Below are 23,016 nucleotides of genomic sequence, written 5' to 3'. Positions count from 1 at the left end.
CCTACCGCTGCGTGCGTCACTAGACTTGGTTCCAAGTCGAAAGAGGTTTTGAAATGTTTGAGTCCGTACAGGGGCTGTTGGATGAGCATGCTGCCATCCAGGCCCAGCTTGGGGATCCTGCTGTCTATGCTGACCAGAAGCTTGCCCGGAAGTTGGGTCGGCGTTCGGCGCAGTTGAACGGCATTGTGGAGGCCTACAACCGCTGGGAGGGCATCCGTGATGACCTGGCGGCAGCGAAGGAAATGGCCGGCGAGGACCCGGAGTTTGCTGCGGAAGTGCCCGAGCTTGAAGCAGCCATGGACACGGCGGCGGCCAAGCTGCGCCGACTGCTCATCCCGCGCGATCCGGACGACGCCCGCAATGTGATCCTCGAGGTCAAGGGCGGCGAAGGCGGCGACGAGGCTGCCCTGTTCGCCGGCGACCTGCTGCGGATGTACACCCGCTACGCGGAATCCCGCGGCTGGAAGACCGAGCTGATCTCGGCCACCGAATCGGACCTGGGCGGCTACAAGGACGTCCAGATGGCCGTCAAGGGAAACTCCAACGACCCGGCCGAGGGCGTCTACGCCCGGCTCAAGTTCGAGGGCGGCGTGCACCGCGTGCAGCGCGTTCCGGTCACCGAGTCGCAGGGCCGCATCCACACCTCGGCCGCCGGCGTGCTGGTGCTCCCCGAAGTCGACGAGCCCGAAGAACTGGAAATCAACCAGAACGACCTCAAGATCGACGTCTACCGGTCCTCGGGGCCTGGCGGCCAGTCCGTCAACACCACGGACTCCGCCGTGCGCATCACGCACCTTCCCACCGGCATTGTGGTGGCGATGCAGAACGAGAAGTCCCAGCTGCAAAACCGCGAGGCCGGCATGCGCGTGCTGCGTGCCCGCATCCTGGCCCACCAGCAGGAGCAGATCGACGCCGAGAACTCGGCCCAGCGCAAGTCCCAGATCCGTACCATGGACCGCTCGGAACGCATCCGCACCTACAACTACCCGGAAAACCGGATCGCGGACCACCGCACCGGCTACAAGGCGTACAACCTGGACCAGGTCATGAACGGCGACCTGGAACCGGTGATCCAGTCCGCCATTGAGATGGACGAACAGGCCCGCCTCGACGCCATCGGCGACTAGTACGGACGCCGCGCGCTGATGACTCCTGACCCTGATGACTTCTGAGCCTGCGCTGAGCCTCGCCGACGCCGTTCGCGAGGCCACGGCCGTGCTGGCGGCCGCCGGCGTGCCCAGCCCGAAAGTCGACGCCGAACTGCTCGCCGGCCACCTCCTCGGCGTCGGACCCGGCCGGCTCCGTGCCCTGGCGCTCGGAGACACGCCCGCGCCGGCCGGCTACGCCGAACTCGTCGCCGAGCGCGCGCGGCGCACCCCGCTGCAGCACATCACCGGTGTGGCGCACTTCCGCTACCTGGAACTGGCCGTCGGCCCCGGCGTGTTCATCCCGCGCCCGGAAACCGAATCCGTGGTGCAGCTGGTGGTCGACTGGCTCACGGCCCGGGCCGGAAACACCGGCCAGCCGCACGGGCCGGCACGGCCAAAAGTCGTCGACCTGGGCACCGGCTCAGGGGCGATTGCCGGCTCGATCGCGCACGAGGTTCCGGACGCCGAGGTGCACGCCGTGGAGTTCAGCGAATTCGCGCACGCCTGGGCGGCGAAGAACCTGCTGCCGCTGGGTGTCCACCTGGTCCGCGGCGACCTGCGCGACGCGCTGCCCGAACACAACGGCAGCTTCGACGTCGTCGTGTCCAACCCGCCCTACATTCCCGCCGAGGCGGTGCCCAACGAACCCGAGGTGGCCCTGCACGATCCGCTTGAGGCACTCTACGGCGGGGGAGCGGACGGCATGGAACTCCCGGCGGCGGCGGCGGCCTCGGCTGCCCGGTTGCTGGTGCCGGGCGGCTACTTCGTGATGGAGCACGCCGAGGTGCAGGCCGGCTGGATCGCCGCGATGCTGGAGCGCTCCGGACTCTGGTCGCAGGTGGCCACACACCTGGACCTCAACGGCCGCGAACGCGCCACCAGCGCCGTCCGCAAGCCCGACGCCCGCAGTGATGAAAGGATAGGCCAGTGACGACTAGCTACGATTGCGCCGACGCGGAGCAGCGCGCCGCAGGACTTGAACACGCCCAGCGGGCCATCCGGGACCAAAAGTGTGTGGTCCTGCCGACCGACACCGTCTACGGGATCGCCGCCGACGCGTTCTCGCCCCAGGCCGTGACGCTGCTGCTCGCCGCCAAAGGACGCAGCCGGCAGATGCCGCCGCCGGTGCTGATCCCCAGGCTGAACGCCCTGGACGGCCTCGCCACCGACGTCCCCGCGGAGGCCCGCCGCCTTGCTGAGGCGTTCTGGCCCGGGGGACTGACCCTGATCCTGCACGCGCAGCCCTCGCTCGACTGGGACCTTGGTGACACCAAGGGCACCGTCGCCCTGCGCCTGCCCGACGACGAAGTGGCCCAGGACCTGCTCACTCTCACCGGGCCGCTGGCGGTCTCCTCCGCGAACCGTACCGGACAGGCCGCCGCGCAGAGCGCCGCCGACGCCGAAGCGCAGCTGGCGGAGTCGGTGGAGGTCTACCTCGAGGGCGGCCACCGGCCCGTCGACGGAAACGGGGCAGAGCCGTCCACGATTATCGACGCCACGGCCCTGCCGCTGCGCGTGGTCCGCCAGGGAGCCATCAGCCTTGAGCGCCTGCGTGAAGTAGTGCCGGACGTGCTCGGAGCCGGCGAAGAGCCTGCCGACCCCGCAGCCGGGACCACCCCCGGCGGCAGCGGCCCCACCGCCGCTGACGATTCCCCGGAGAACTGACATGCAGCCCAAAGTCGCCGTCGCGGCAGTAACCTTTGACCGCCACGAGGAACTTGCCCTCCTCCTGAAGGGGCTGGCCGCCCAGACCGCCCCCATCCATTCGATTGCCCTCGTGGACTCCGGCACCGTTCCGGCCACCGACGTCGTCAGCGCCGGGGGAGCGAACATCAACTACCTGCGCTCCGAGGCGAACCTCGGCGGCGCCGGCGGGTTTGCCTACGCGATCCTGGCCGCCATGGCCAGCGGCGCCGAATGGGTCTGGATGATGGACGACGACGGCCACCCCGAGGATGCCAGCTGCCTCGCCGAGCTGCTCAAGACCGCGGAAGAACACCAGCTGGACATTGTGAGCCCGCTCGTGGCCGCCACGGCCGACCCCGACCGGCTCTCCTTCAACTTCAGGATCAACGGGCTGCTCACCAACGACCGCTCCAGGCTCGCCCCGATGGGCTACCTGCCGGACATGGTGCACTTCTTCAACGGCGCCCTGATCCGCACCGAAGTCTTCTACAAGATCGGCATTCCGGATGTGAAGTTCTTCATCCGCGGCGACGAAGTCGACTTCCTCTCGCGCGTCAAGAAGGCCGGGCTGAAATACGGAACGCTGGCCACCGTGGCCGTGCAGCACCCCGCCACCTGGACCGAGATGAAGCCGGTCTTCGGCGGTTTCATCACCCCGGTCATCCCGGAGGGGGAGTTCAAGCGCTACTGCTACTTCCGCAACCGGGGCTACCTGACCCGCAAGTACCGGAACCTGCGCTGGTTCGGGGCGGACATCGTCGGCTTCCCGTACTACTTCCTCAAAACCGGCGACGTCAAAGGCCTGGCGCACTGGTTCAACGCCTATTCCACCGGCTTCCGCGGCAAGGGCTTCGGCTCACCCGCACGACTCATGTCCACCAACCCCTAGGCCGCCGTGGAGAACCTGTACGCCGTCGTCGTCACCTACAACCGTGCCGACTTCCTGCAGAACCTGCTGGATTCCTTTGACCGCCTCAGCACCCGCCCGGCGCGGATCCTCGTGGTGGACAACGCGAGCACCGACCACACCGCCGACGTCGTCGCCCGCGCCAGTGCCGCCGGCGGGACGCCGATCCAGTACGAGCGGCTGAGCGTCAATGCCGGCGGTGCCGGGGGATTCTCCCGCGGCGTCGAGCTGGCCCTGGAATCCGGTGCCGAGTGGCTCTGGCTGATGGATGACGACGTCGAGGTGCTGCCCGGGGCGGTGGAGGCGCTGGACAGATTTACCGCTGAGTATTCCTGCCTGATCGGCCGCCGTTACGACGCCAAGGGCAAGCCCTTCTTCTGGCAGCACCATTTCGTCGAGGCGCTGGGCATCTTCCTGCCGGTCTCGCGGGACGTGTTCCGGCATTCGGACGTCTTCCGCACCAATGTGGGCAATTTCGAAGGCATGCTGATCAGGGCCTCCGTGGCCCGGACCATCGGCCTGCCGGACCCGCGCTTCTTCATCACCTGGGACGACCTGATCTACGGCTGGCTCGCCGCGCAACAGACGCCGGTGGTCTATGTGAACGCCTTCGTGATCAAGAAGGTGCGGGTGCAGCGGCAGGTGGACCTGGGCCTGCGCCACCTCAACGATTCCAGTGATCTCAGCCGCCGTTACGTGATGCGCAACCGCGGACACGTGGCGCAGTACCTGAGGGCGCACGGCAAGTTCAACAGGTTCGGGTTCGGGGCCGGGACGGCCCTGACGTACCTGAAGGAACTGGTCCGCCTGGTGATTGTGGAACGGACCCTGAAGGGGGTCGGCCTGCTCTGGCAGGGATGGCGGGAATCGCGCGCCATCCTCGCGGACCCCGGCTGGAAACCCATGCCTCCGCTGCCGTCTTCGGCGGGCGGGTACCCCGGCGGCGGAAGCGAAAGAGATTAGTATCGTTTTAGGCTCTGCCGCTGTCCGACAGTTGTGCGGCGGGGAAATTTTTGAAACAGGCGCCTGGCCGCCGTGGTAGTGGAAGTCGGTTGCAATCTCTGTTGACTACGAAATCTGAAGCGAGCGAACCCGCCGCAGTACGGGACGAGAAGCCCGCCCTCTGGATCTGGATCCAGCTCTTCCTGGACTCCATGTCCTGGATCGTGGCGATCGCCCTGGCCCTGCTGCTGCGCTATGAGATGGGGATCCGCGCCGAGCAGTTCCTGGGCGCTTTCTTCATCGCCGCCGTCGCCGTCATTGCCCAGATCCTGGCTGGCTACGCCCTGGCGCTGTACCGGGGCAGGTATCCGTTCGGCAGCTTCCAGGAGGCGAGGGCCCTCGTCTTCGTCACCGTGATCGTTGCGGCCTCCATCACCGTGACCTTGCTGGTGGTCTACGGAGCCATCAACATCGGCCGCAGCGTGGGCCTGATCGCTTTCCCGTTCGCCTGCCTCTTTATGGGCGCCGCCCGCTACGCCAAGCGGCTCTACGTCGAGGGCAAGACCCGGCCCGGCGACGGCGCGCAGAACACCCTGATCTACGGCGCAGGCTTCCTGGGCAACTCGCTCCTGACCCGGATGCTGCAGGACCCCGATTCACCGTACTTCCCGGTCGGCCTGATCGACGACGACCCGGCCAAAAAGCACCTCCGGCTCTCCGGCGTCCAGGTCCAGGGGCGCAGCGACGACCTTCCGGCGATCATCCGCCGGACCCGCGCGACGGTCCTGGTCCTGGCCTTCGCCAACGTCGAGGCCGCCGTGGTCCGGCGCATCTCGGACGCCGTGGCGGGCTTGAACATCCGGGTTCTTGTGCTGCCCCCGCTGCGGGACATGCTCGGCGGCGGCGCGCCCGAGGGATTCTCCGATTTCCGGGAGGTGGCGGTCGAAGACCTGATCGGCCGCCGGCCCGTGGACATCAAGGTCGACGAAATCGCCGGTTACATCAAAGGCAAACGGGTCCTGGTGACCGGGGCCGGCGGGTCCATCGGCTCGGAACTCTGCCGCCAGATCGTCCAGTTCTCCCCGGCCGAACTGATCATGCTCGACCACGACGAGACCGGGCTGCAACAGACCCAGATCTCCATCACCGGACGCGGGCTGCTGGCCGGCCGGGACACCGTGCTCGCCAACATCCGCGACGGCGAGGCCCTGCTGGACATCTTCGAGGACCGGCAGCCCGAAGTGGTGTTCCACGCCGCCGCCCTCAAGCACGCACCGCTGCTCCAGCAGTACCCGGTTGAGGCGTGGAAGACGAATGTCTGCGGCACCCTGAACGTACTGCGCGCCGCCCAGCGGGCCGGCGTCTCGCATTTTGTGAACATCTCCACCGACAAGGCCGCAAACCCCACCACCGCCCTGGGCCACTCCAAGCGGGTCGCGGAAAAACTGACCGCGTGGATGGCCGGCCAGACCGCCAGCACGTTTGTGTCCGTCCGCTTCGGCAACGTGATGGGCAGCCGCGGTTCAATGCTGCCCCTGTTCACCGAGCAGATCCGGGTCGGCGGTCCGGTCACGGTCACCGACCCCGAAGTCACCCGCTTCTTCATGACGATTCCGGAAGCCTGCCAGCTGGTGATCCAGGCCGGCGCGATCGGTTCGGGCGGTGACGTGATGATCCTCGACATGGGGGAGCCGGTGAAGATCCTGGACGTCGCCCAGCGGATGATCGCGATGTCCGGCAAGAAGATCGACATCATCTACACCGGCCTGCGGCCCGGGGAGAAGCTGCACGAGGAACTGGTCGGGACCGGCGAACTGGACCAGCGCCCGCTGCATCCCAAGATCTCCCACACCCGGGCATCCGAGCAGGACCCGGCGAAGCTGGACCTGAACGTCTGGCTGGCCCGCTGCGAGGCCGAGCAGGGCGCGAACATCGCCGACATCCCCGACGACGAGGCCGACGAGGCCGGGGCCGTGCGGGTGGCCTCGTGATGCCGCTGGCCGTCGTGGCTGCAACCACCCTGCTGGCCAGCCTGCTGCTGCCCCTCGCGGTGAAGCCGTGGCTGGTCCGGCTCGGCGTCGTCGACATTCCCTCCGCGCGTTCCTCCCATCACCAGGCCACCATCCGCGGCATGGGCGTGGCGGCCGCCCTGGCCACCGCGATCGGGTACCTGACCGCGGTGCTCACGGGCCTGGTCACGGTGGACCGATCTGTGTTCGCCGTCGTGCTGGCGATCATCGCAGCGAGTGCCGCGGTGGGCTGGATCGAGGATCTCCGCGGCCTGTCCATCCGGGGACGTGCGGCCGCCCAGTTGGGGATCGGGGCCGCAGGTTCCGCCGCGCTGATCGTGCTGACGTCGCAGACCCTCTGGTGGCTGCCGCTGGCGGCCGTGGCAATCGCGGCGTACGTCAACATCGCAAACTTCATGGACGGCATCAACGGGATTTCCGGCCTGCACGGCGTGACCGCCGGCGCTGCCTACGCGGCGGCCGGCCTGCTGTCCGGACAACCCTGGCTGACCGCCGGAGGCACGGTGCTGGCAATGGCGTTCCTTGGGTTCCTGCCGTGGAACCTGGGCCGCGGCTCCGTGTTCCTGGGCGACGTCGGCAGCTACCTGCTCGGCGCCTCGATTGCGGCGCTTGCCGTGGCCGGCTTCCTCAGCGGCGTCTACGTGGAGTACGTCCTCTCACCGATCCTGGTTTACGCCGCGGACACCGGCTACACCCTGCTGCGCCGGATCAAGGCGGGGGAGCGCTGGTACGCCTCGCACCGCGAGCACGTCTACCAGCGGCTCACCGACGTCGGCTTCTCGCACCTGCAATCGGCCGCCGTCGTCACGGCCTGCACCATCGCCGTGATTGTGCTGGGCTTCACCGCGGCAACCGCCACGCTGCCCGTCGTCGCCCTCTGCGTCGCCGGCAGCCTGCTGGTGCTGGGACTGTACCTGGCGTCCCCGGACCTGATCCGCCGATTCCGGCGCCGGGCCAAGGTCACCCGCGTCCCGGTGGCCTAGGGATGTTCTATCTCGTGTAGAATTCAGGGGCGGCTTGTCGCCGCGTTACTGCCCTCACCACCACCGACGATTGGGATCCCATGACCTCCAACGCCGAGTCCGGACGCACCTCCGGCAGCGGTTCCGTTGGCGGGTCCGGCCCCACCACCTCGCTGTGGCTGCGGTTGCTGGCCTTTAGTTCCGCGGCAGCCGGTGCAGCGCTCCTGGTGACGTCAGTCCTCGCCTTCGTCTTCAACGGCGGCTTCGGTGCCCTGTCGAGTCTCTTTGGCGGGGTGCTGGTGATGGCATTCTTCGCGATCAGCCTCGCAATCGGCCACTTTGTGGGCCGCAACAACCCCTCCGGGGCCATCGGCATGTTCGTCGCCACCTACTTCGTTAAGGTGGTCGGCTTCGCCGTGGTGCTGTTCGTCCTCGGCGCGCCGGCGTGGCTGCACGAACGCTGGTTCCTGATTGGCGCCGTCGTGAGCGTCGTCGCCTGGCAGGCAGCCGAGGTCATTGGCTTCAGCAAGGCCAGGCTTCAAATCTACAACGACCCCAACTCCCCGGAAGGCGGCACCAATGTCTAACCGGAAAGCCGAAGGCGGGGACCACAAGAACCCGGCACGAACCCCTAAAGCGACGGGTGGTGCCCCCGGTGTATCGCAGGACAGCAACGACGGCGGATACAACGCCGGAATAGCCGTCTTTAGCTACATTGTTGGCGGAATCATCGTCTGGAGTTTGATAGGGTGGGGTCTGGATAATCTGTGGGGAACCCGCTGGATTGTGCTCGCAGGCGCCCTGCTTGGAGCTGCGGGAGGGTTCTATCTTTCTCATATGCACGGCCTCACCAGTCACCGGAATTCGGCTGGCGGAGGCGGCGCTGCAGGTGGCCCGTCCAAGGACGCGGAACAGTAATGCCAAAAAATTTCACAGGGGGAATGGCCGACCTAATTGTCGCCGCTACCCGCCCAACGCCCAATGATGGACACTGCAGAGAGGAAACGCGTTGATCGCGCTTGCGCTCCCGGCCCAAGATTCAGGAGAGTTCACTCCTCCTGGAATTGAACAATTGCACCTGCCGGCTATCCTGCCCTGGGGTCAAGCCGAAGGATTCTCCAAGCAGATGCTGCTGGTGATCCTCTCGGTCGTCATTATCGCCACCTTCTTCGTGATCGCTGCGCGTAAGCAGCAGCTCGTTCCCGGCAAGCTGCAGTTCGCAGGCGAGGCCGCGTACGGCTTCGTCCGCAACGGTATCGCCAAGGACATCATCGGCGGCAAAGACTTCATGAAGTACGTCCCGCTGCTGTTCAGCCTGTTCTTCTTCATTCTGGTGAACAACATCTACGGCGCGATCCCCGTGATCCAGCTGCCGAGCTTCTCGCACGTCGGTGGCGCTTACGTGCTTGCGGCGATCGTGTACATCACCTGGATCGCCATCGGCGTCAAGAAGAACGGCTTGAAATACTTCAAGCTGGCCACCGTGCCGAGCGGCGTACCCATCTACATCCTTCCGATCGTTATCCCGATTGAGATCATCTCCAACTTCCTGGTCCGGCCGGTCACGCACAGCCTCCGTCTGTTTGCGACCATGCTGGCCGGCCACCTCATCGTGATGATCGCCGGTTCCGGCATCGAGTTCCTCGTCATGCAGGAGAACGTCCTGCTGAAGGGCGCCTCCGTGCTGGTCCTGGCCGGCTCGATTGCGATGTACATGCTGGAGGCGCTGATCATGGCACTGCAGGCATACGTCTTCACTCTGCTGACCGCGATCTACATTGAAGGCGCACTGCACGCCGACAGCCACTAAGGCACCCACAAACTTCCCCTCACGGGGATGAAGCAACCCAAACAACCTGCCACACGGGTGGCATCTTGAAAGGAAGAAAAATGGAAGGCTCCATCAACGGCTCCCTCAACCTCATCGGCTACGGCCTCTCCGCCATCGGCGGTGGTATCGGTGTGGGTCTCGTGTTCGCTGCTTACATCAACGGTGTGGCACGTCAGCCGGAAGCACAGCGCGTCCTTCAGCCGATCGCATTCCTCGGCCTTGCGCTGACTGAAGCCCTCGCCATCCTCGGCCTGGTCTTCGCATTCGTTCTCAAGTAAACCTTCAGAACCCAGCGAACATCCAGAACCGAGTAGATAAGGACGGGTGAAATATGAAGCAGCTGATCATCTCAGCCGCCACCGAGGGTGAGACCAACCCCCTCGTTCCCAACATCTGGGAAATGTTTGTCGTCCTCGTGGGCTTTGCTGTCCTCCTGTTCATCGTGACGAAGTATGTCGTCCCGATGTTCGAGAAGAATTTCGCAGAGCGTGCCGAGGCGATTGAAGGCGGCATTGCCAAGGCCGAGAAGGCGCAGGCAGAGGCTTCTGCAGCACTCGAAGAGTACAAGCAGCAGCTCACGGACGCCCGCACCGAGGCCAACCGCATCCGCGAGGAAGCCCGTGCCGAAGGCGCCCAGATCCTGGCGGATCTGAAGGAGAAGGCAGCTGCTGAGTCTGCCCGTATCACCGCCCAGGCACACGCGCAGATCGAGTCCGAGCGTCAGGCGGCCGTTGTGTCGCTCCGCGCCGAGGTCGGCACGCTGGCTACCACGCTGGCAGGCCGCATCGTCGGCGAGGCGCTCAGCGATGACGCGCGTTCGGCCCGCGTGGTTGACCGCTTCCTGGCAGATCTGGAGAACCAGAACGCAGGTGCAGCTAAGTAATGGCAGGTGTATCGAGCGAATCGCTGACCGCGGCACTCGTCGCGTTGGAAGCCAAGCTTCCCAACGCGTCGCTGCAGTTGGCTAAGGAACTCTTCGGAATCCTGGGAACGGTGGACAGCTCGGCTGGCTTGCGCCGTGCCCTGACTGACCCGTCCCGCAGCGGTGACGAAAAGTCGGCGCTGGTCAAGCAGCTCTTCAGCGGAAAAGTTTCCGCAGATGCTGTGGAGATCGCCAGCGGGCTGGCCAGCTCACGCTGGGCGTCGGCTCGCGACATCGGCGATGCACTCGAGACTCTTGCCGCTTCGGTGGTAATTGCCGTTGCTGAAAACAAGTCGGCCGTCTCTGCCTCGGGAATCAGCGGACTGGAAGCGCTGGAGAACGATCTGTTCTCCTTCAACCAGGCCGTCGATTCCAGCCACGAGGTGCAGCGTGCTCTGTCCGAGCCGCAGGCGAGCCAGGCTGCCAAGGTTGCCCTCGCCGAAAAGCTCGTGCCCCGTGCAAGCGAGGAAGCGAAGGTCCTTATTGGACAGGCGGTTTCGCAGCCCCGCGGCCTCAAGCCCACCAAGCTCGTCAGCCGTTTCGCCGAGCTTGCGGCCAAGCGCCAGCAGCGCTGGATCGCCACGGTCAGCGTCACCCGTCCGCTGACGGAGACCCAGACCAGCCGGCTCCAGGCAGGGCTCAACGCCCTGTACGGCCGCGAGCTCAAGATCAACATGAACGTTGACCCGGCCCTGATTGGTGGCCTCCGGATCCAGATCGGCGACGAAGTGGTTGACGCTTCGGTCCTCGCCCGCCTGGGCCAGCTCCAGCGTCAGATTGCTTAGTTAGCCGGACAAGCACAACTTACCGACATGAAACCCCGGTCATCGTGACAACGATGATCACGAAAACAGGAGAGCAGGGACTGCAGATGGCCGAATTGACCATCAACGCCGACGACGTCCGTAATGCGTTGAACGAGTTCGCGGCGTCCTACGAACCCGGAAACGCAGAGCGCGTAGAGGTTGGCCGTGTAACGACCGCAGGTGACGGCATCGCCCGTGTTGAGGGCCTTCCCTCGGTCATGGCGAACGAGCTGCTTCGCTTCGAAGACGGCACGCTGGGCCTGGCCCAGAACCTCGACGTCCGCGAGATCGGCGTCATCGTGCTCGGTGACTTCACCGGAATCGAAGAAGGCCAGGAAGTGCACCGCACCGGACAGGTTCTGTCTGTTCCGGTCGGCGACGCCTTCCTCGGCCGCGTGGTTGACCCCTTGGGCCAGCCCATCGACGACCTTGGCGAGATCAAAGCCGAAACCACCCGCGCCCTGGAACTCCAGGCACCCGGCGTGACCCAGCGCAAGTCGGTCCACGAACCGATGCAGACCGGCCTCAAGGCTATCGACGCCATGATCCCGATCGGCCGCGGCCAGCGCCAGCTGATCATTGGTGACCGCCAGACCGGCAAGTCGGCGATCGCCATCGACACGATCATCAACCAGAAGGCCAACTGGGCTTCGGGCGACGTGAAGAAGCAGGTGCGTTGCATCTACGTGGCCATCGGCCAGAAGGCTTCCACCATCGCGGCTGTGCGCCAGACGCTCGAGGACAACGGCGCACTGGAGTACACCACCATCGTGGCTTCCCCCGCCTCCGACCCCGCAGGCTTCAAGTACCTGGCACCGTACGCCGGCTCGGCCATCGGCCAGCACTGGATGTACGGCGGCAAGCACGTCCTCATCGTGTTCGATGACCTTTCCAAGCAGGCCGAGGCCTACCGTGCGGTGTCGCTGCTGCTGCGCCGCCCGCCGGGACGCGAAGCCTACCCGGGCGACGTCTTCTACTTGCACTCCCGTCTGCTGGAGCGTTGCGCCAAGCTCTCCGACGAACTGGGCGCAGGCTCGATGACCGGACTGCCGCTGATCGAGACCAAGGCGAACGACGTTTCCGCCTACATCCCGACCAACGTCATCTCCATCACCGACGGCCAGATCTTCCTGCAGTCGGACCTCTTCAACGCCAACCAGCGTCCCGCCGTCGACGTGGGTGTCTCCGTGTCCCGCGTTGGTGGCGCGGCGCAGGTGAAGTCCATGAAGAAGGTCTCCGGTACTTTGAAGCTGGAACTGGCCCAGTACCGCGACATGCAGGCGTTCGCTATGTTCGCGTCGGATCTCGACGCGGCGTCGCGCCAGCAGCTGACCCGCGGCGCACGCCTGATGGAACTGCTCAAGCAGGGCCAGTACTCGCCGTTCCCGGTCGAGGACCAGGTCGTCTCCATCTGGGCCGGCACCAACGGCTACCTCGACGACGTTCCGGTTGAAGACATCAACCGCTTCGAGACCGAGTTCCTGGAGCACCTCAAGCACAAGTCCTCCATCCTGACGACGCTGGCGCAGACCAACGTCATGGACGATGACACGGCAGAGGCGCTGAAGACCGCGATCGTGGACTTCAAGAAGGGCTTCTTCGGCGAGGGCGACAACCTCCTGGTCGGTGCAGGGCACGAGGAATACGCCCCGATCGACGAGGGCAAGGTCGACCAGGAAAAAATCGTCAAGCAGAAGCGCTAGTTTCGCTGGCAGGGACTGCCGGAATCCGCGAGGGTTCCGGCAGTCCAGGCCATCGGGATCTTAGGAAAGGATAAGTATGGGAGCCCAGATTCGGGTCTACCGCCAGAAGATCAGCTCGACGACGTCGATGCGCAAGATCTTCAAGGCGATGGAACTGATCGCTACCTCGCGCATCGGCAAGGCCCGCGCACGCGTAGCGGCTTCACTGCCTTACGCAAACGCGATCACGCGTGCCGTTTCTGCTGTCGCAAGCCAGAGCGAAATCGACCACCCGCTGGTTACCGAGCCGGAGCAGATCCGACGCGCCGCTGTCTTGGTCATCACCTCCGACCGCGGACTTGCAGGGTCCTACTCGGCCACCGTGCTCAAGCAGGCCGAAGGCCTCACCGAGCTGCTCCACGAGGAAGGCAAGGAAGTCAAGACGTACGTCATGGGCCGCAAGGCACAGGCATACTTCGACTTCCGGAACCGCTCCTACGAGCGGGTGTGGACCGGCAACACGGACGCACCGCAGTTCGAGACGGCGCGGGAAGTCGGCGAAGCACTGCTGGCAGACTTCGCCACGGCCTACGAAGAGGGCGGCGTCGACGAGATCCACGTGGTGTACACCCGCTTCAAGTCCATGGTGACGCAGGAGCCGACGGTCATCCGCCTTCTCCCGCTTGAGGTCGTCGAAGAGCAGGCCGCCTCCGAATCGGAGCTCCTGCCGCTGTACGAATTCGAGCCCGAGGCGGAGAAGGTCCTCGATGCCCTGCTGCCGCGGTACATCGAGTCACGTATCTTCGCTGCCATGTTGCAGGCCGCAGCTTCCGAGCTCGCAGCCCGCCAGCGGGCAATGAAATCCGCCGGTGACAACGCCACGGAGCTCATCAAGAAGTACACGCGTCTGCGCAACACTGCCCGCCAGGCTGAAATTACGCAGGAGCTTTCCGAAATCGTGGCAGGCGCCGACGCGTTGAACGCGTCCTAGTCGGCCCGCTACGGACCCAGCTGTACCTGCACCAAAGAACAAACTTAACCGCCCACGCCATCTACTGAGTGAAGTGAGAGAGATGACTGCCACTGCTACCGAACACGTAGCCGCAACGTCCGGTGCCACCGGCCGTATTGCACGTGTTATTGGCCCGGTTGTCGACGTCGAATTCCCGGCTGACGCAATCCCCTCGATTTACAACGCACTCACCACGGAGATTACTCTCAACGGTGAGACCAAGACCATCACCTTCGAAGTTGCGCTGCACCTCGGCGACAACCTCATCCGCGCCATCTCGCTGCAGGCGACCGACGGCCTGGTCCGCGGCACCAACGTGGTTGACACCGGTGCCCCGATCTCCGTGCCCGTCGGCGACGGCGTCAAGGGCCACATCTTCAACGTGCTGGGCCAGCCCCTGGACGTGACCGAGTCCGAGCTGCAGATCAGCGAACGCTGGCCGATCCACCGCAAGGCTCCCGCCTTCGCGACGCTGGAAGGCTCCACCGAGATGCTGGAGACCGGCATCAAGGTGATCGACCTCCTCACCCCCTACATCAAGGGTGGCAAGATCGGTCTGTTCGGTGGTGCCGGCGTCGGCAAGACCGTGCTGATCCAGGAAATGATCACCCGTGTTGCCCGCAACTTCGGTGGCACCTCGGTGTTCGCCGGTGTCGGCGAGCGTACCCGTGAAGGTAACGACCTCTGGGTTGAAATGGAAGAGGCCGGCGTCCTCAAGGACACTGCCCTTGTCTTCGGCCAGATGGATGAGCCGCCGGGAACGCGTCTGCGCGTGGCCTTGTCCGCACTGACCATGGCGGAGTACTTCCGCGATGTGCAGAACCAGGACGTGCTGCTCTTCATCGACAACATCTTCCGCTTCACCCAGGCAGGCTCCGAGGTTTCCACCCTCCTCGGCCGCATGCCTTCGGCCGTGGGCTACCAGCCCAACCTGGCCGACGAGATGGGCCTCCTGCAGGAGCGCATCACGTCCACCAAGGGCCACTCCATCACCTCGATGCAGGCCATCTACGTTCCCGCAGATGACTACACCGACCCGGCTCCGGCCACGACCTTCGCACACCTCGACGCGACCACGGAACTTTCCCGTGAAATCGCTTCCCGTGGTCTGTACCCGGCCGTTGACCCGCTGACGTCGACCTCGCGCATCCTGGATCCGCAGTACATCGGACACGACCACTACAACACGGCCGTCCGCGTCAAGCAGATCCTGCAGAAGAACAAGGAACTCCAGGACATCATCGCCATCCTCGGTGTCGATGAGCTCTCCGAAGAGGACAAGATCGTCGTGTCGCGTGCACGCCGTATCCAGCAGTTCCTCTCGCAGAACACCTACACGGCAAAGCAGTTTACCGGCGTCGAAGGCTCCACTGTGTCCATCAAGGACACCGTTGAAGGCTTCACCGCAATCTGCGACGGCGACCTCGACCACATCGCAGAGCAGGCGTTCTTCAACGTCGGCGGCCTGGACGACGTCGAGCGCCAGTGGGCCAAGATCCAGGAACAGACCAAGTAATATGGCTGAGCTTGAGGTTGAGATTGTCGCAGCGGACCACTTCGTGTGGTCCGGAGCGGCCAAGATGGTCAAGGCCCGCACCAGCGATGGTGAAATCGGAATCCTGCCCGGCCACTCGCCCCTGCTGGCGATTCTGGCCGAAGGTGAACTGGCGATCGAGCCGGTGTCCGGTGACCGCATTGCTGTAGTTGTCGACGGCGGGTTCTTCTCCGTGGACAACAACAGGGTCGTCATTGTTGCTGACAACGCCCAACTGGGTGACGCGGCTACTGCGGGGATCCGCTAGCACGACCTTGATGAACGTTACTGGTTTTCCGTTCATCGTCCTGGCAACCGTCTTTGCGTTGCTGGTCTTTGCACTGTGCCTTTCCGGGGTGCGCCGCTTCAATCTGCGGCGCGCCCTGGGCACGGTGGACGCCTCCATCTGCGTTGCTGGAAACAGCTGGCAGATGGGGGTTTGTCGTTATCAGGACAACGACCTGGAGTGGTTCCGCCTCGCCTCGCTGAGCGTGCGGCCGAAGCATACCTTCCGCCGCAGCTCCCTGGAGCTGCTGGGCCGCCGCGAACCGACCGAATCGGAACTCGTTAAGGTGCAGCCCGAGACCGTGATCGTCGAGTTGCGCTATGAGGGCCAGGACGTCCTGCTGGCGATGAGGTTCGACGCCTACACCGGCCTTTCCTCCTGGCTTGAGGCCGGACCGGTTATCGGCGTCGGCACCTGGCGCTAGTCCCGGTGGTTTTCGCCGAGGACCTCCGGATCGTCGACGGCCCGGTGCTGTGGGCGGCGTGTGCCGCCGGCATCGCGGGCGCGCTCTACCTGCTCTGGCCGCGCGGCCGGAAGCGCACACCGGCACTCCACGTTGCCGCCGCCGCACTCGCCGCCCTGATCCCCGCCGCCGCGCTCGTCCTGGGCGTGCACTGGTTCCTCGTCTACGCCGTTCCCGTCTTCCCGGACGTGCTTCCGTCCGAAGTCCTCGCCTGGTCCGTTCCCGCGGTCGCCGCCCTGCTGCTGGCGCTGCGCCGCGGCTGGACCACCTGGCGCGCCCGTCCACGGCCCGGCCGCCGCGGGTTGCCCACGGCGGCGGCCTTAGTCGCCTTTGCCGGCGTCCTCGCCCTCTCAGCGCTGCAGATCAACGCTTATTTCGGTTTGAACCACACGGTCGGTGACCTCACCGGTTCCGCCGTCGCGCGGATCCAAAGCCTTGCGGACGAACACAAGCGGCAGCCGGGGGAGCGGGCCGCGGGCCTGGCAGGGTGGACGCCGTCGGGGGCCCTGCCCGCCGCCGGACTGGTCCGCAAGGCCTCCATCCCCGGCACAGTGTCCGGCTTCCAGAGCCGGGATGCCTACATCTACCTCCCGCCCGCCTACCAGGACACCCCGCGGCCGGCGCTTCCGGTCCTGGTGCTGTTCTCCGGCCAGCCCGGAGGCCCCGCTGACTGGCTGACCGGAGGCGCCCTGCGGAGCCGGATGGACCGCTTCGCCGCAGCCCACCGCGGCGTGGCACCCGTGGTGGTGGTGGTCGATCCGAACGGGAGCCCCAACGGCAATACGCTCTGCATGGACAGCGCCATCGCGCGGGCCGACACGTTCCTGGCCCGGGATGTGCCCGCCTGGATCCGCGGCACCCTCGACGTGGACCCTGATCCGCGCAAATGGGCCGCCGGCGGCTTTTCCTTCGGCGCCACCTGTGCCCTCCAAATGGTGACCAGGCACCCGGGGATCTACAGCGCGGCACTGGCGTTCTCGAGTGAGGAAGAGCCTGCCCTCGCCAAGGAGCGGCACAGGACGGTCGAGGCATCGTTCGGCGCAGACACCGGAGCCTTCGAGCGGCAAACCCCGCTGCACCTGATGCAGCAACAGCGTTTCGACTCCAATGCCGCTTACTTCGCCGCCGGCGAGCGGGATCCGCAGTTTGTTGAGGACCTGCACGTTCTGTCCGGCGCCGCCCGCTCGGCCGGATTTTCAGTCCGGGAACAGATTGTCCCCGGCGCAGGCCATTCCTGGGAGGTCGCCGCCAGGGGCCTGCGCGGCGGCCTGGACTTCCTGGCCCCGCGGTGGGGGATCACCAGTTGAGGCACGGCGTTCGCCGGAACGGCATTGGCCGCATCGAACGGCACCTGAAGAAGATCCCATTCTCCCTGGCGTTCCTCGCAGCCTTCCTAGCCACGGGCGCCGTGTCCGGCAGCTTCCTTGCCGGCCCGCCGGAGTCCCTGCTGGAGGCGGCCTCGGTCAGCGCCCCGGGGCTGCAGGGCGGGCTCTGGTGGACCATGTTCAGCTCGCTGTTCTTCGCGACCAACCCGCTGGCCTACCTGGCGGTATCGCTGATGGTCCTGGGGCTGCTGGGCATTGCCGAACGCCGGCTCGGGTCCCTGCGCACGGCCGTCTTTTTTCTCGCCGGGCAATTCGCGGCCGTGACACTGTTCCTACTCGCCACGCAGCTGGCGAACTTCGCCGGCGACGGCTGGCTCGGCGCCATGGTCCAGGCTCGGCTGATCGGCCCGTACGCGGCCATCCTCGCCGTGACGTTGGCGGCCTGTGCACTGCTGCCTGCCTTGTGGCAGCGGCGGCTGCGCACCGCGGTGGTCTCCGCCGCACTGCTGCTCGTGCTGTACGTCGGACACCCCGAGACAGTGGTGGGCCTGGCCGGCGCCGTGGCCGGACTCACGGCCGGCTGGTGGATCCAGGACGACCAGGGCGCGCTCCACCGCCACCGGTCCACCGGTCGGGAGACCCGCAACCTCCTCGCGCTGACGGTGGCCATCTTCGCCGTGGGCCCGCTCATCACGGCCGCGGTGCGAAGCCCCACCGGACCGCTGGCGCTGCTGCGCGAGATGGTGCTCAACCCGCTGCCCACCCTGGGCCAGCTGGAACAGGACTGCGGCGCGGGCGCCGACCTTAGCTGCCTCGGCGCCGGACGGGAGGGGTACGCCGGCCCGCTGGGCCTGGCCCTCGCGGTGGTTCCCGTGGTGCTGCTGCTGATATGTGCCGACGGCATGCGGCACGGACGGCGGCTCGCGCTGCGGATCGCCATCCTGGTCCAGCTAGGCGTCACTGCTCTGGCCAGCGTGTACCTGACGCTGTTCGCGCGAATTCCGCACAACCCAGCCCAGTCGCACACGGCTGTTATGGGTTCGGCCGTTGTGCACGTGCTGCCGCTTGTGGCCGTCCCGTTCGCGCTGGTACTGCTGCTTGTCGCCAACCGGCGCCTGTTCCGGGTGGAAACCTCACGGCGGGCCCGCCGCATCCTGGCGCGGACCGTCGCCGGAACCTTCCTGGTGATCGCTGGCGGTTACACCGTGGCCTGGTTCGCCGCCGGCGGCTGGCTCGGCCTCGCCGCCGAGCTGGCGCGGCAGTACCTGCCGCTGCCCATTCCCGGCACCTTCAGCCGCGTCTTCCAAAACCGCAACGCGGTCGAGGCTTTTCTCTTCGCCTGGTCCGGCATCATCTTCTGGGCCGTGGCGCTGGCCGGTGTCTGGCTCGTGCTGCTGCGCCGGCACCATGGCACCGATGCCGGGACGGGGGACCGTGAAGTGGCCCGGGCACTGATCCGGCAGGGCGGTGACTCGCTGTCCTGGATGGCGCTCTGGGAGCCGAACACGTACTGGTTTGCTCCGGAGGGCCGCGGGGGAGTGGCCTACCAGCGGCACGGCAACGTTGCGCTGACGGTGGCGGGTCCCTTTGGCCCGGCAGCGCACCGTGCGGAGTCGGCCCTTCAGTTCCTGGAGTACTGCAACGAGCAGGCGCTGATCCCGTGTTTCTATTCCTGCACGGACGAGCTGTGGCCTCTCCTGCACGCGCGGGGGTTTCGCCGCGTTGCCGTGGCGGTGGAGACCCGGCTGGCCGTCCGCGAGCTGACCTTTAAGGGCAAGGAATGGCAAAACGTGCGTACGGCCCTGAACCGCGCGGCCAAGACGGGTGTCCGCGCCGTCTGGGGCCGGTACCGTGAGTTTCCGCCCTCGCTGCGGGCGCAGATGAGCGAAGTGTTCGAGGAATGGGCGGCCGGCAAGTCCGTCCCGGAAATGGGATTCACGCTGGGCAGCCTTGACGAGCTTGAGGACGAGGAGGTGTTGTGCTGCCTTGCCGTGGACGCCCAGGGCCGCGTGCACGGAGTCACCAGCTGGCTGCCCGTCTACGATGGCGGGCGGCTGGTGAGCTGGACGCTGGATGTGATGCGCCGGAGAGGGGACGCTTTTCCGGGCGCCATGGAATTCCTGATCGCCTCCGCCGTGCTGGAGCTCCGCGATTCGGTGGAGGTGATTTCCCTCTCCGGATCCCCGCTGACCAGGGAGGAACCACCGGCCGACGGCGCCGAAGCTTCCCGCGACGGCGAGGGGCTCAACGGAATTCTCGATGTGGTGGGCCGGGCGCTGGAGCCCGTGTATGGATTCCGGTCCCTGGCCGCCTTTAAATCACGGTTCAAACCCGACTACCGCACCTTGTACCTGTATTACCAGGATCCGTTGCAGCTGCCGGCGATGGGCCGGGCCCTGAGCCGGGCGTACCTTCCCGACCTTTCGGTCCGCCAGAGTGCCCGGCTGCTCCGGACCCTGGTGCGCTAATTCGGCGCCCGCGGCCATTTAGCGGATGGCCGGCATTCCGCTGCAAAGAATGCGGCGGAGCGCGTCATCCAACAGCAAAAAAATGATCCCCGGCAATAATGCCGGGGATCATTATCCGAGCGGACTGCCGCAGGCAGTCCCGCCGGGGAGACTAGACCAGCGTGACGCCGGTAGCCTGGGGGCCCTTGGCGCCCTGGCCGATCTCGAACTGAACGCGCTGGTTCTCGTCGAGGGTCTTGAAGCCGCCGGTCTGGATTTCGGAGTAGTGAACGAAGACATCGCCATCGGAGTCATCCGGGGTGATGAAGCCGAAGCCCTTTTCAGCGTTGAACCACTTGACGGTTCCCTGTGCCATTTAATTCTCCTCATTGTGGATCTTAAAGAAGTCCGGCGCACTTTGCCCCGGGCTTGGTCACTCTGCGAGAAGAACCTTGGCTTCCGCCCGGATTGACCGGGCCTTGGCGGCAGGAGCTTCACGCTCGCAACATGTCTTGCGAGCATGAAAAACACCTACACAAAGACTGGTACAAGAATTTCACGCCGTCTGCGTCAGGTCAACGGGCCCGGCGAATAAATGCCATAAATTTTATGTAAAGAGTTCATGAACGACTTCGCGGCCCGGGAAAGCGCCCGCCCCGGTCGGCCGCAGCGCCTAAAGGTGCCGGACGAAAGACGTATTAAGAAAGCGCTGCCAGCCATTCCCCGCAGCGCATTACCCGGAAAAGGTCCAGCCCGGAATTGACGACGACGGCATCCGCGCGGAAGCCGCGGCGCAACGAGCCGAGTTCGGCGCCAAGGCCCAGGACCGCGGCGGGAACCGCGCTGCCCGGGGCCCCCGGCCCCGGGCAGCTCCGGGGCGAAGCTCATCGTGGCGAGGGTGCCGCGTGCGGCGGCCACCAGCTCGGCGAGGAGTTCCGGATCAGGATCGCGCAGGAAGTCCGCGTCCTGCGGGGCCTCCGGCGGGGCGTCAGAAGAGCCGGGACTCGCTGTCGTCGACGCCGCGCATGGCGTCGTAGTCCAGGGTGATGCAGTCGATGCCGCGGTCATTCGCCAGCACCTTGGCCTGCGGCTTGATCTGCTGGGCGGCGAAGATGCCGCGCACCGGCGCCAGCAGGGGATCGCGGTTCAGCAACTCAAGGTAGCGCGTTAGTTGCTCGACGCCGTCGATGTCACCGCGACGTTTGAGTTCGATCGCGACGGTGGCGCCGTTGGCGTCCCGGGCGAGGATGTCCACGGGGCCGATCGCGGTGAAGTACTCGCGGCGGATCAGTGAGAAGCCGGCGCCGAGGGTTTCGATCTGCTCCGCGAGCAGCCGCTGCAGGTCCGCCTCGACCCCGTCCTTGATCAGTCCGGGATCCACGCCCAGCTCGTGCGAGGTGTCGTGCAGCTGTTCGTGGATGTTGATGATGAGCCGGTCGTCGGTTTTGGTGGACTGCACCGTCCACTGCTCGATCACGCCGACTTCGACGTCGACCTCGTCCGGGGTGGAGACCCGGAGTCTGGCCGGCGGACTCATCCAGTTCAGCGGCTTGTAGGATCCGCCGTCCGAGTGGACCAGGACCGAACCGTCGGCTTTGACCAACAGGAGCCGGGTGGCGAGCGGAAGATGGGCTTTGAGCCGGCCGACATAATCTACCGAGCAACGGGCTATGACTAAACGCACCCGGTCAACACTACCGTCTGTTGCGGTGCTGCCGGGAGCCGTGCCGGCCGGCCGGTGGCCAGCGGGGCGCGGGAGCAGCCGGGCTGGGGCAGAATGGAGGCATGCCGCGTTCCAACCGTCCCCGCCGAGCCGTGTCCGGCCACTCTCCCGCAGGGAAAGGGGCAGGGAAGGGCGCGGCGCGGCCCGCCGGCAAGCACGCCGCCGGCCCCGCCCCGGAACTGGACCTGGAGCGCGCCCGGACCGGGATCGCGCGGCGCGAAAGCGCTCCCGACGGCGAATGGATAGTCCGCTCGATCTCCGCCAGCCGGGCCGGGAAGACGTATATCTGCCCGGGATGCCACACCGCCGTGCCGCCGGGAACGGCGCACCTGGTGGTCTGGTCCGAAGACCACATCTTCGGCGCCGCCGCGGGCCTGGCCGAGCGCCGGCACTGGCACTCGAACTGCTGGACCTCGCGCAGCTACCGGTATCGCTGACGGGCTTCGCCGGCGGCTCGCAAACGGCCAACCGTGCCCGGTTTCGCTAAGCTGGAGGGCATGACTTTCGACCCGGCGTCCTTCGTGTTCAGCCAGCCTTCCGTGCCCACCGCCATCCGTGCCTCCACCGTGCTGCCGGCCCGCCGCGAAAACGTGGAACTCCGCACCGCGGACGGACACCGGCTGGTCGGCGAACTGGCGGTTCCGGAGTCCGGGGAGATCAAGGCCACCCTCATCACGCTGCACCCGCTGCCGACCCACGGCGGCTTCATGGACTCCCATGTCTACCGCAAGGCCTCCTACCGCCTGCCCGCCCTCGCCGGCATTGCGGTGTTGCGCTTCAACACCCGGGGGACCTCCTCGCCGCGCGGCACCAGCCAGGGCTCGTTCGAGGAAGGCATCGGCGAACGGCTCGACGTCGAGGCGGCGGTGCGCTTCGCCGTCGAGCGCGGACTGCCCAACCGCTGGCTGGTCGGCTGGTCCTTTGGGACCGAACTCGCCCTGATGTACGGCGCCACCGAGCCGGTGGCCTCCGAAATCGAAGGCGCCATCCTGCTCTCGCCCCCGCTGCACCGCGCCACGGATGTCCATCTCAAGGAATGGGCCGTGTCCGGCAAGCCGCTGAAGGTTCTGGTGCCGGAGTACGACGACTACCTCCAGCCCGCTGCCGCCGCCGAACGTTTCAGCCTGGTGCCGCACGCCGACGTCGTAGGCGTCGACGGCGCCAAGCACCTGTGGGTGGGGGAGAAGTACGCCGGCCGGGTGCTCAACGAGATCGTGGCCGAGGTGCTGCCGGGCGGGGCCGCCGCTGCGCTGCCCGAGGAGTGGGACGGCCCGGTCGCCACCGCCCACGCCTGAGCGCGCCGCCTGCGG

The 23,016-nt window shown here is 66.2% G+C and carries 24 protein-coding genes; 22 read left to right on the top strand and 2 right to left on the bottom strand.

What is annotated here, in order from left to right:
- Positions 1 to 53: 53 nt before the first annotated feature.
- The 20 genes from prfA to ACUYM2_RS11845 all read left to right on the top strand — a co-directional run bounded on the left by prfA (position 54) and on the right by ACUYM2_RS11845 (position 20,004).
- On the top strand, positions 54 to 1,127 hold the full coding sequence (gene prfA, locus ACUYM2_RS11940) for a peptide chain release factor 1 (protein WP_481600245.1): 1,074 nt from the start codon (positions 54 to 56) through the stop codon (positions 1,125 to 1,127).
- A gap of 34 nt (positions 1,128 to 1,161) precedes the next feature.
- Positions 1,162 to 2,079, top strand: coding sequence for a peptide chain release factor N(5)-glutamine methyltransferase (gene prmC / locus ACUYM2_RS11935; protein ID WP_481600244.1), 918 nt, complete (start codon positions 1,162 to 1,164; stop codon positions 2,077 to 2,079).
- A complete protein-coding gene (locus ACUYM2_RS11930) occupies positions 2,076 to 2,813 on the top strand; it encodes an L-threonylcarbamoyladenylate synthase (RefSeq protein WP_481600243.1) in 738 nt (245 codons plus the stop codon). Before prmC ends, ACUYM2_RS11930 begins: the two co-directional genes overlap by 4 nt.
- 1 nt (position 2,814) lies before the next feature.
- Positions 2,815 to 3,723, top strand: coding sequence for a glycosyltransferase (locus ACUYM2_RS11925; protein WP_481600242.1), 909 nt, complete (start codon positions 2,815 to 2,817; stop codon positions 3,721 to 3,723).
- Positions 3,724 to 3,729: 6 nt separating this feature from the next.
- Positions 3,730 to 4,704: a glycosyltransferase gene (locus ACUYM2_RS11920; protein ID WP_481600241.1), complete on the top strand. Its 975-nt coding sequence runs from the start codon at positions 3,730 to 3,732 to the stop codon at positions 4,702 to 4,704.
- A 101-nt stretch (positions 4,705 to 4,805) separates the two neighbouring features.
- On the top strand, positions 4,806 to 6,674 hold the full coding sequence (locus tag ACUYM2_RS11915; RefSeq protein ID WP_481600240.1) for a polysaccharide biosynthesis protein: 1,869 nt from the start codon (positions 4,806 to 4,808) through the stop codon (positions 6,672 to 6,674).
- 14 nt (positions 6,675 to 6,688) lie between these two features.
- Positions 6,689 to 7,696, top strand: a complete 1,008-nt coding sequence (locus ACUYM2_RS11910; protein ID WP_481600239.1) for an MraY family glycosyltransferase — start codon at positions 6,689 to 6,691, stop codon at positions 7,694 to 7,696.
- A gap of 80 nt (positions 7,697 to 7,776) precedes the next feature.
- On the top strand, positions 7,777 to 8,262 hold the full coding sequence (locus ACUYM2_RS11905) for a Cg1360 family ATP-synthase-associated protein (protein WP_481600238.1): 486 nt from the start codon (positions 7,777 to 7,779) through the stop codon (positions 8,260 to 8,262).
- The gene (locus tag ACUYM2_RS11900; RefSeq protein ID WP_481600237.1) at positions 8,255 to 8,593 is read left to right on the top strand and encodes a hypothetical protein; all 339 of its coding nucleotides are present in this window, start codon (positions 8,255 to 8,257) and stop codon (positions 8,591 to 8,593) included. The genes ACUYM2_RS11905 and ACUYM2_RS11900 overlap by 8 nt, the downstream gene beginning before the upstream one ends.
- Positions 8,594 to 8,684: 91 nt before the next feature.
- On the top strand, positions 8,685 to 9,485 hold the full coding sequence (atpB, locus tag ACUYM2_RS11895; RefSeq protein WP_175322872.1) for a F0F1 ATP synthase subunit A: 801 nt from the start codon (positions 8,685 to 8,687) through the stop codon (positions 9,483 to 9,485).
- Positions 9,486 to 9,565: 80 nt separating this feature from the next.
- Entirely contained in the window at positions 9,566 to 9,784 is a 219-nt protein-coding gene (atpE, locus tag ACUYM2_RS11890) for an ATP synthase F0 subunit C (protein ID WP_003804776.1), read from the top strand.
- Between the two features lie 53 nt (positions 9,785 to 9,837).
- Positions 9,838 to 10,389, top strand: coding sequence for a F0F1 ATP synthase subunit B (locus ACUYM2_RS11885; RefSeq protein ID WP_175322873.1), 552 nt, complete (start codon positions 9,838 to 9,840; stop codon positions 10,387 to 10,389).
- A complete protein-coding gene (locus ACUYM2_RS11880) occupies positions 10,389 to 11,213 on the top strand; it encodes a F0F1 ATP synthase subunit delta (protein ID WP_481600236.1) in 825 nt (274 codons plus the stop codon). The genes ACUYM2_RS11885 and ACUYM2_RS11880 overlap by 1 nt, the downstream gene beginning before the upstream one ends.
- A gap of 86 nt (positions 11,214 to 11,299) precedes the next feature.
- On the top strand, positions 11,300 to 12,937 hold the full coding sequence (gene atpA / locus ACUYM2_RS11875) for a F0F1 ATP synthase subunit alpha (RefSeq protein WP_481601482.1): 1,638 nt from the start codon (positions 11,300 to 11,302) through the stop codon (positions 12,935 to 12,937).
- A 76-nt stretch (positions 12,938 to 13,013) separates the two neighbouring features.
- The gene (locus tag ACUYM2_RS11870; protein ID WP_481600235.1) at positions 13,014 to 13,907 is read left to right on the top strand and encodes a F0F1 ATP synthase subunit gamma; all 894 of its coding nucleotides are present in this window, start codon (positions 13,014 to 13,016) and stop codon (positions 13,905 to 13,907) included.
- A gap of 82 nt (positions 13,908 to 13,989) precedes the next feature.
- A complete protein-coding gene (gene atpD / locus ACUYM2_RS11865) occupies positions 13,990 to 15,444 on the top strand; it encodes a F0F1 ATP synthase subunit beta (protein WP_138768903.1) in 1,455 nt (484 codons plus the stop codon).
- Position 15,445: 1 nt separating this feature from the next.
- Positions 15,446 to 15,730 carry a F0F1 ATP synthase subunit epsilon gene (locus ACUYM2_RS11860; RefSeq protein ID WP_190989724.1) on the top strand — a complete coding sequence of 95 codons (285 nt, stop codon included), beginning with the start codon at positions 15,446 to 15,448 and terminating at the stop codon, positions 15,728 to 15,730.
- A 10-nt stretch (positions 15,731 to 15,740) separates the two neighbouring features.
- Positions 15,741 to 16,172: a DUF2550 domain-containing protein gene (locus ACUYM2_RS11855; RefSeq protein ID WP_481600234.1), complete on the top strand. Its 432-nt coding sequence runs from the start codon at positions 15,741 to 15,743 to the stop codon at positions 16,170 to 16,172.
- Positions 16,173 to 16,177: 5 nt separating this feature from the next.
- On the top strand, positions 16,178 to 17,518 hold the full coding sequence (locus tag ACUYM2_RS11850) for an alpha/beta hydrolase (RefSeq protein WP_481600233.1): 1,341 nt from the start codon (positions 16,178 to 16,180) through the stop codon (positions 17,516 to 17,518).
- Positions 17,515 to 20,004: a bifunctional lysylphosphatidylglycerol flippase/synthetase MprF gene (locus ACUYM2_RS11845; protein ID WP_481600232.1), complete on the top strand. Its 2,490-nt coding sequence runs from the start codon at positions 17,515 to 17,517 to the stop codon at positions 20,002 to 20,004. The genes ACUYM2_RS11850 and ACUYM2_RS11845 overlap by 4 nt, the downstream gene beginning before the upstream one ends.
- A 151-nt stretch (positions 20,005 to 20,155) precedes the next feature.
- Here ACUYM2_RS11845 and ACUYM2_RS11840 read toward each other — a convergent pair whose 3' ends face one another.
- Both ACUYM2_RS11840 and nucS read right to left on the bottom strand, forming a co-directional pair.
- Complete coding sequence (locus ACUYM2_RS11840; RefSeq protein WP_011692441.1) at positions 20,156 to 20,359, bottom strand: cold-shock protein; 204 nt, start codon at positions 20,357 to 20,359, stop codon at positions 20,156 to 20,158.
- A gap of 612 nt (positions 20,360 to 20,971) precedes the next feature.
- Positions 20,972 to 21,667, bottom strand: a complete 696-nt coding sequence (gene nucS / locus ACUYM2_RS11835; RefSeq protein WP_481600231.1) for an endonuclease NucS — start codon at positions 21,665 to 21,667, stop codon at positions 20,972 to 20,974.
- Between the two features lie 101 nt (positions 21,668 to 21,768).
- Here nucS and ACUYM2_RS11830 point away from each other — a divergent pair, with 101 nt between their 5' ends.
- Both ACUYM2_RS11830 and ACUYM2_RS11825 read left to right on the top strand, forming a co-directional pair.
- Positions 21,769 to 22,143, top strand: coding sequence for an ATP/GTP-binding protein (locus ACUYM2_RS11830; protein WP_481600230.1), 375 nt, complete (start codon positions 21,769 to 21,771; stop codon positions 22,141 to 22,143).
- Between the two features lie 60 nt (positions 22,144 to 22,203).
- The gene (locus ACUYM2_RS11825) at positions 22,204 to 23,001 is read left to right on the top strand and encodes an alpha/beta hydrolase (RefSeq protein WP_481600229.1); all 798 of its coding nucleotides are present in this window, start codon (positions 22,204 to 22,206) and stop codon (positions 22,999 to 23,001) included.
- The last annotated feature ends 15 nt before the right edge of the window (positions 23,002 to 23,016 follow it).

Source organism: Arthrobacter sp. SD1074B, assembly GCF_056780195.1.
Note: the sequence above shows the minus strand (reverse complement) of the source record. Positions and strands in the feature narration are given on the sequence as shown.

Coding starts and splice junctions, on each gene's coding strand:
- ACUYM2_RS11825 (WP_481600229.1), top strand. CDS start 22,204: ATGACTTTCGACCCGGCGTCCTTCGTGTTCAGCCAGCCTTCCGTGCCC.
- atpE (WP_003804776.1), top strand. CDS start 9,566: ATGGAAGGCTCCATCAACGGCTCCCTCAACCTCATCGGCTACGGCCTC.
- prfA (WP_481600245.1), top strand. CDS start 54: ATGTTTGAGTCCGTACAGGGGCTGTTGGATGAGCATGCTGCCATCCAG.
- ACUYM2_RS11900 (WP_481600237.1), top strand. CDS start 8,255: ATGTCTAACCGGAAAGCCGAAGGCGGGGACCACAAGAACCCGGCACGA.
- atpD (WP_138768903.1), top strand. CDS start 13,990: ATGACTGCCACTGCTACCGAACACGTAGCCGCAACGTCCGGTGCCACC.
- prmC (WP_481600244.1), top strand. CDS start 1,162: ATGACTTCTGAGCCTGCGCTGAGCCTCGCCGACGCCGTTCGCGAGGCC.
- ACUYM2_RS11905 (WP_481600238.1), top strand. CDS start 7,777: ATGACCTCCAACGCCGAGTCCGGACGCACCTCCGGCAGCGGTTCCGTT.
- ACUYM2_RS11880 (WP_481600236.1), top strand. CDS start 10,389: ATGGCAGGTGTATCGAGCGAATCGCTGACCGCGGCACTCGTCGCGTTG.
- ACUYM2_RS11925 (WP_481600242.1), top strand. CDS start 2,815: ATGCAGCCCAAAGTCGCCGTCGCGGCAGTAACCTTTGACCGCCACGAG.
- ACUYM2_RS11885 (WP_175322873.1), top strand. CDS start 9,838: ATGAAGCAGCTGATCATCTCAGCCGCCACCGAGGGTGAGACCAACCCC.
- ACUYM2_RS11840 (WP_011692441.1), bottom strand. CDS start 20,359: ATGGCACAGGGAACCGTCAAGTGGTTCAACGCTGAAAAGGGCTTCGGC.
- ACUYM2_RS11860 (WP_190989724.1), top strand. CDS start 15,446: ATGGCTGAGCTTGAGGTTGAGATTGTCGCAGCGGACCACTTCGTGTGG.
- atpA (WP_481601482.1), top strand. CDS start 11,300: ATGGCCGAATTGACCATCAACGCCGACGACGTCCGTAATGCGTTGAAC.
- ACUYM2_RS11855 (WP_481600234.1), top strand. CDS start 15,741: ATGAACGTTACTGGTTTTCCGTTCATCGTCCTGGCAACCGTCTTTGCG.
- ACUYM2_RS11870 (WP_481600235.1), top strand. CDS start 13,014: ATGGGAGCCCAGATTCGGGTCTACCGCCAGAAGATCAGCTCGACGACG.
- ACUYM2_RS11830 (WP_481600230.1), top strand. CDS start 21,769: ATGCCGCGTTCCAACCGTCCCCGCCGAGCCGTGTCCGGCCACTCTCCC.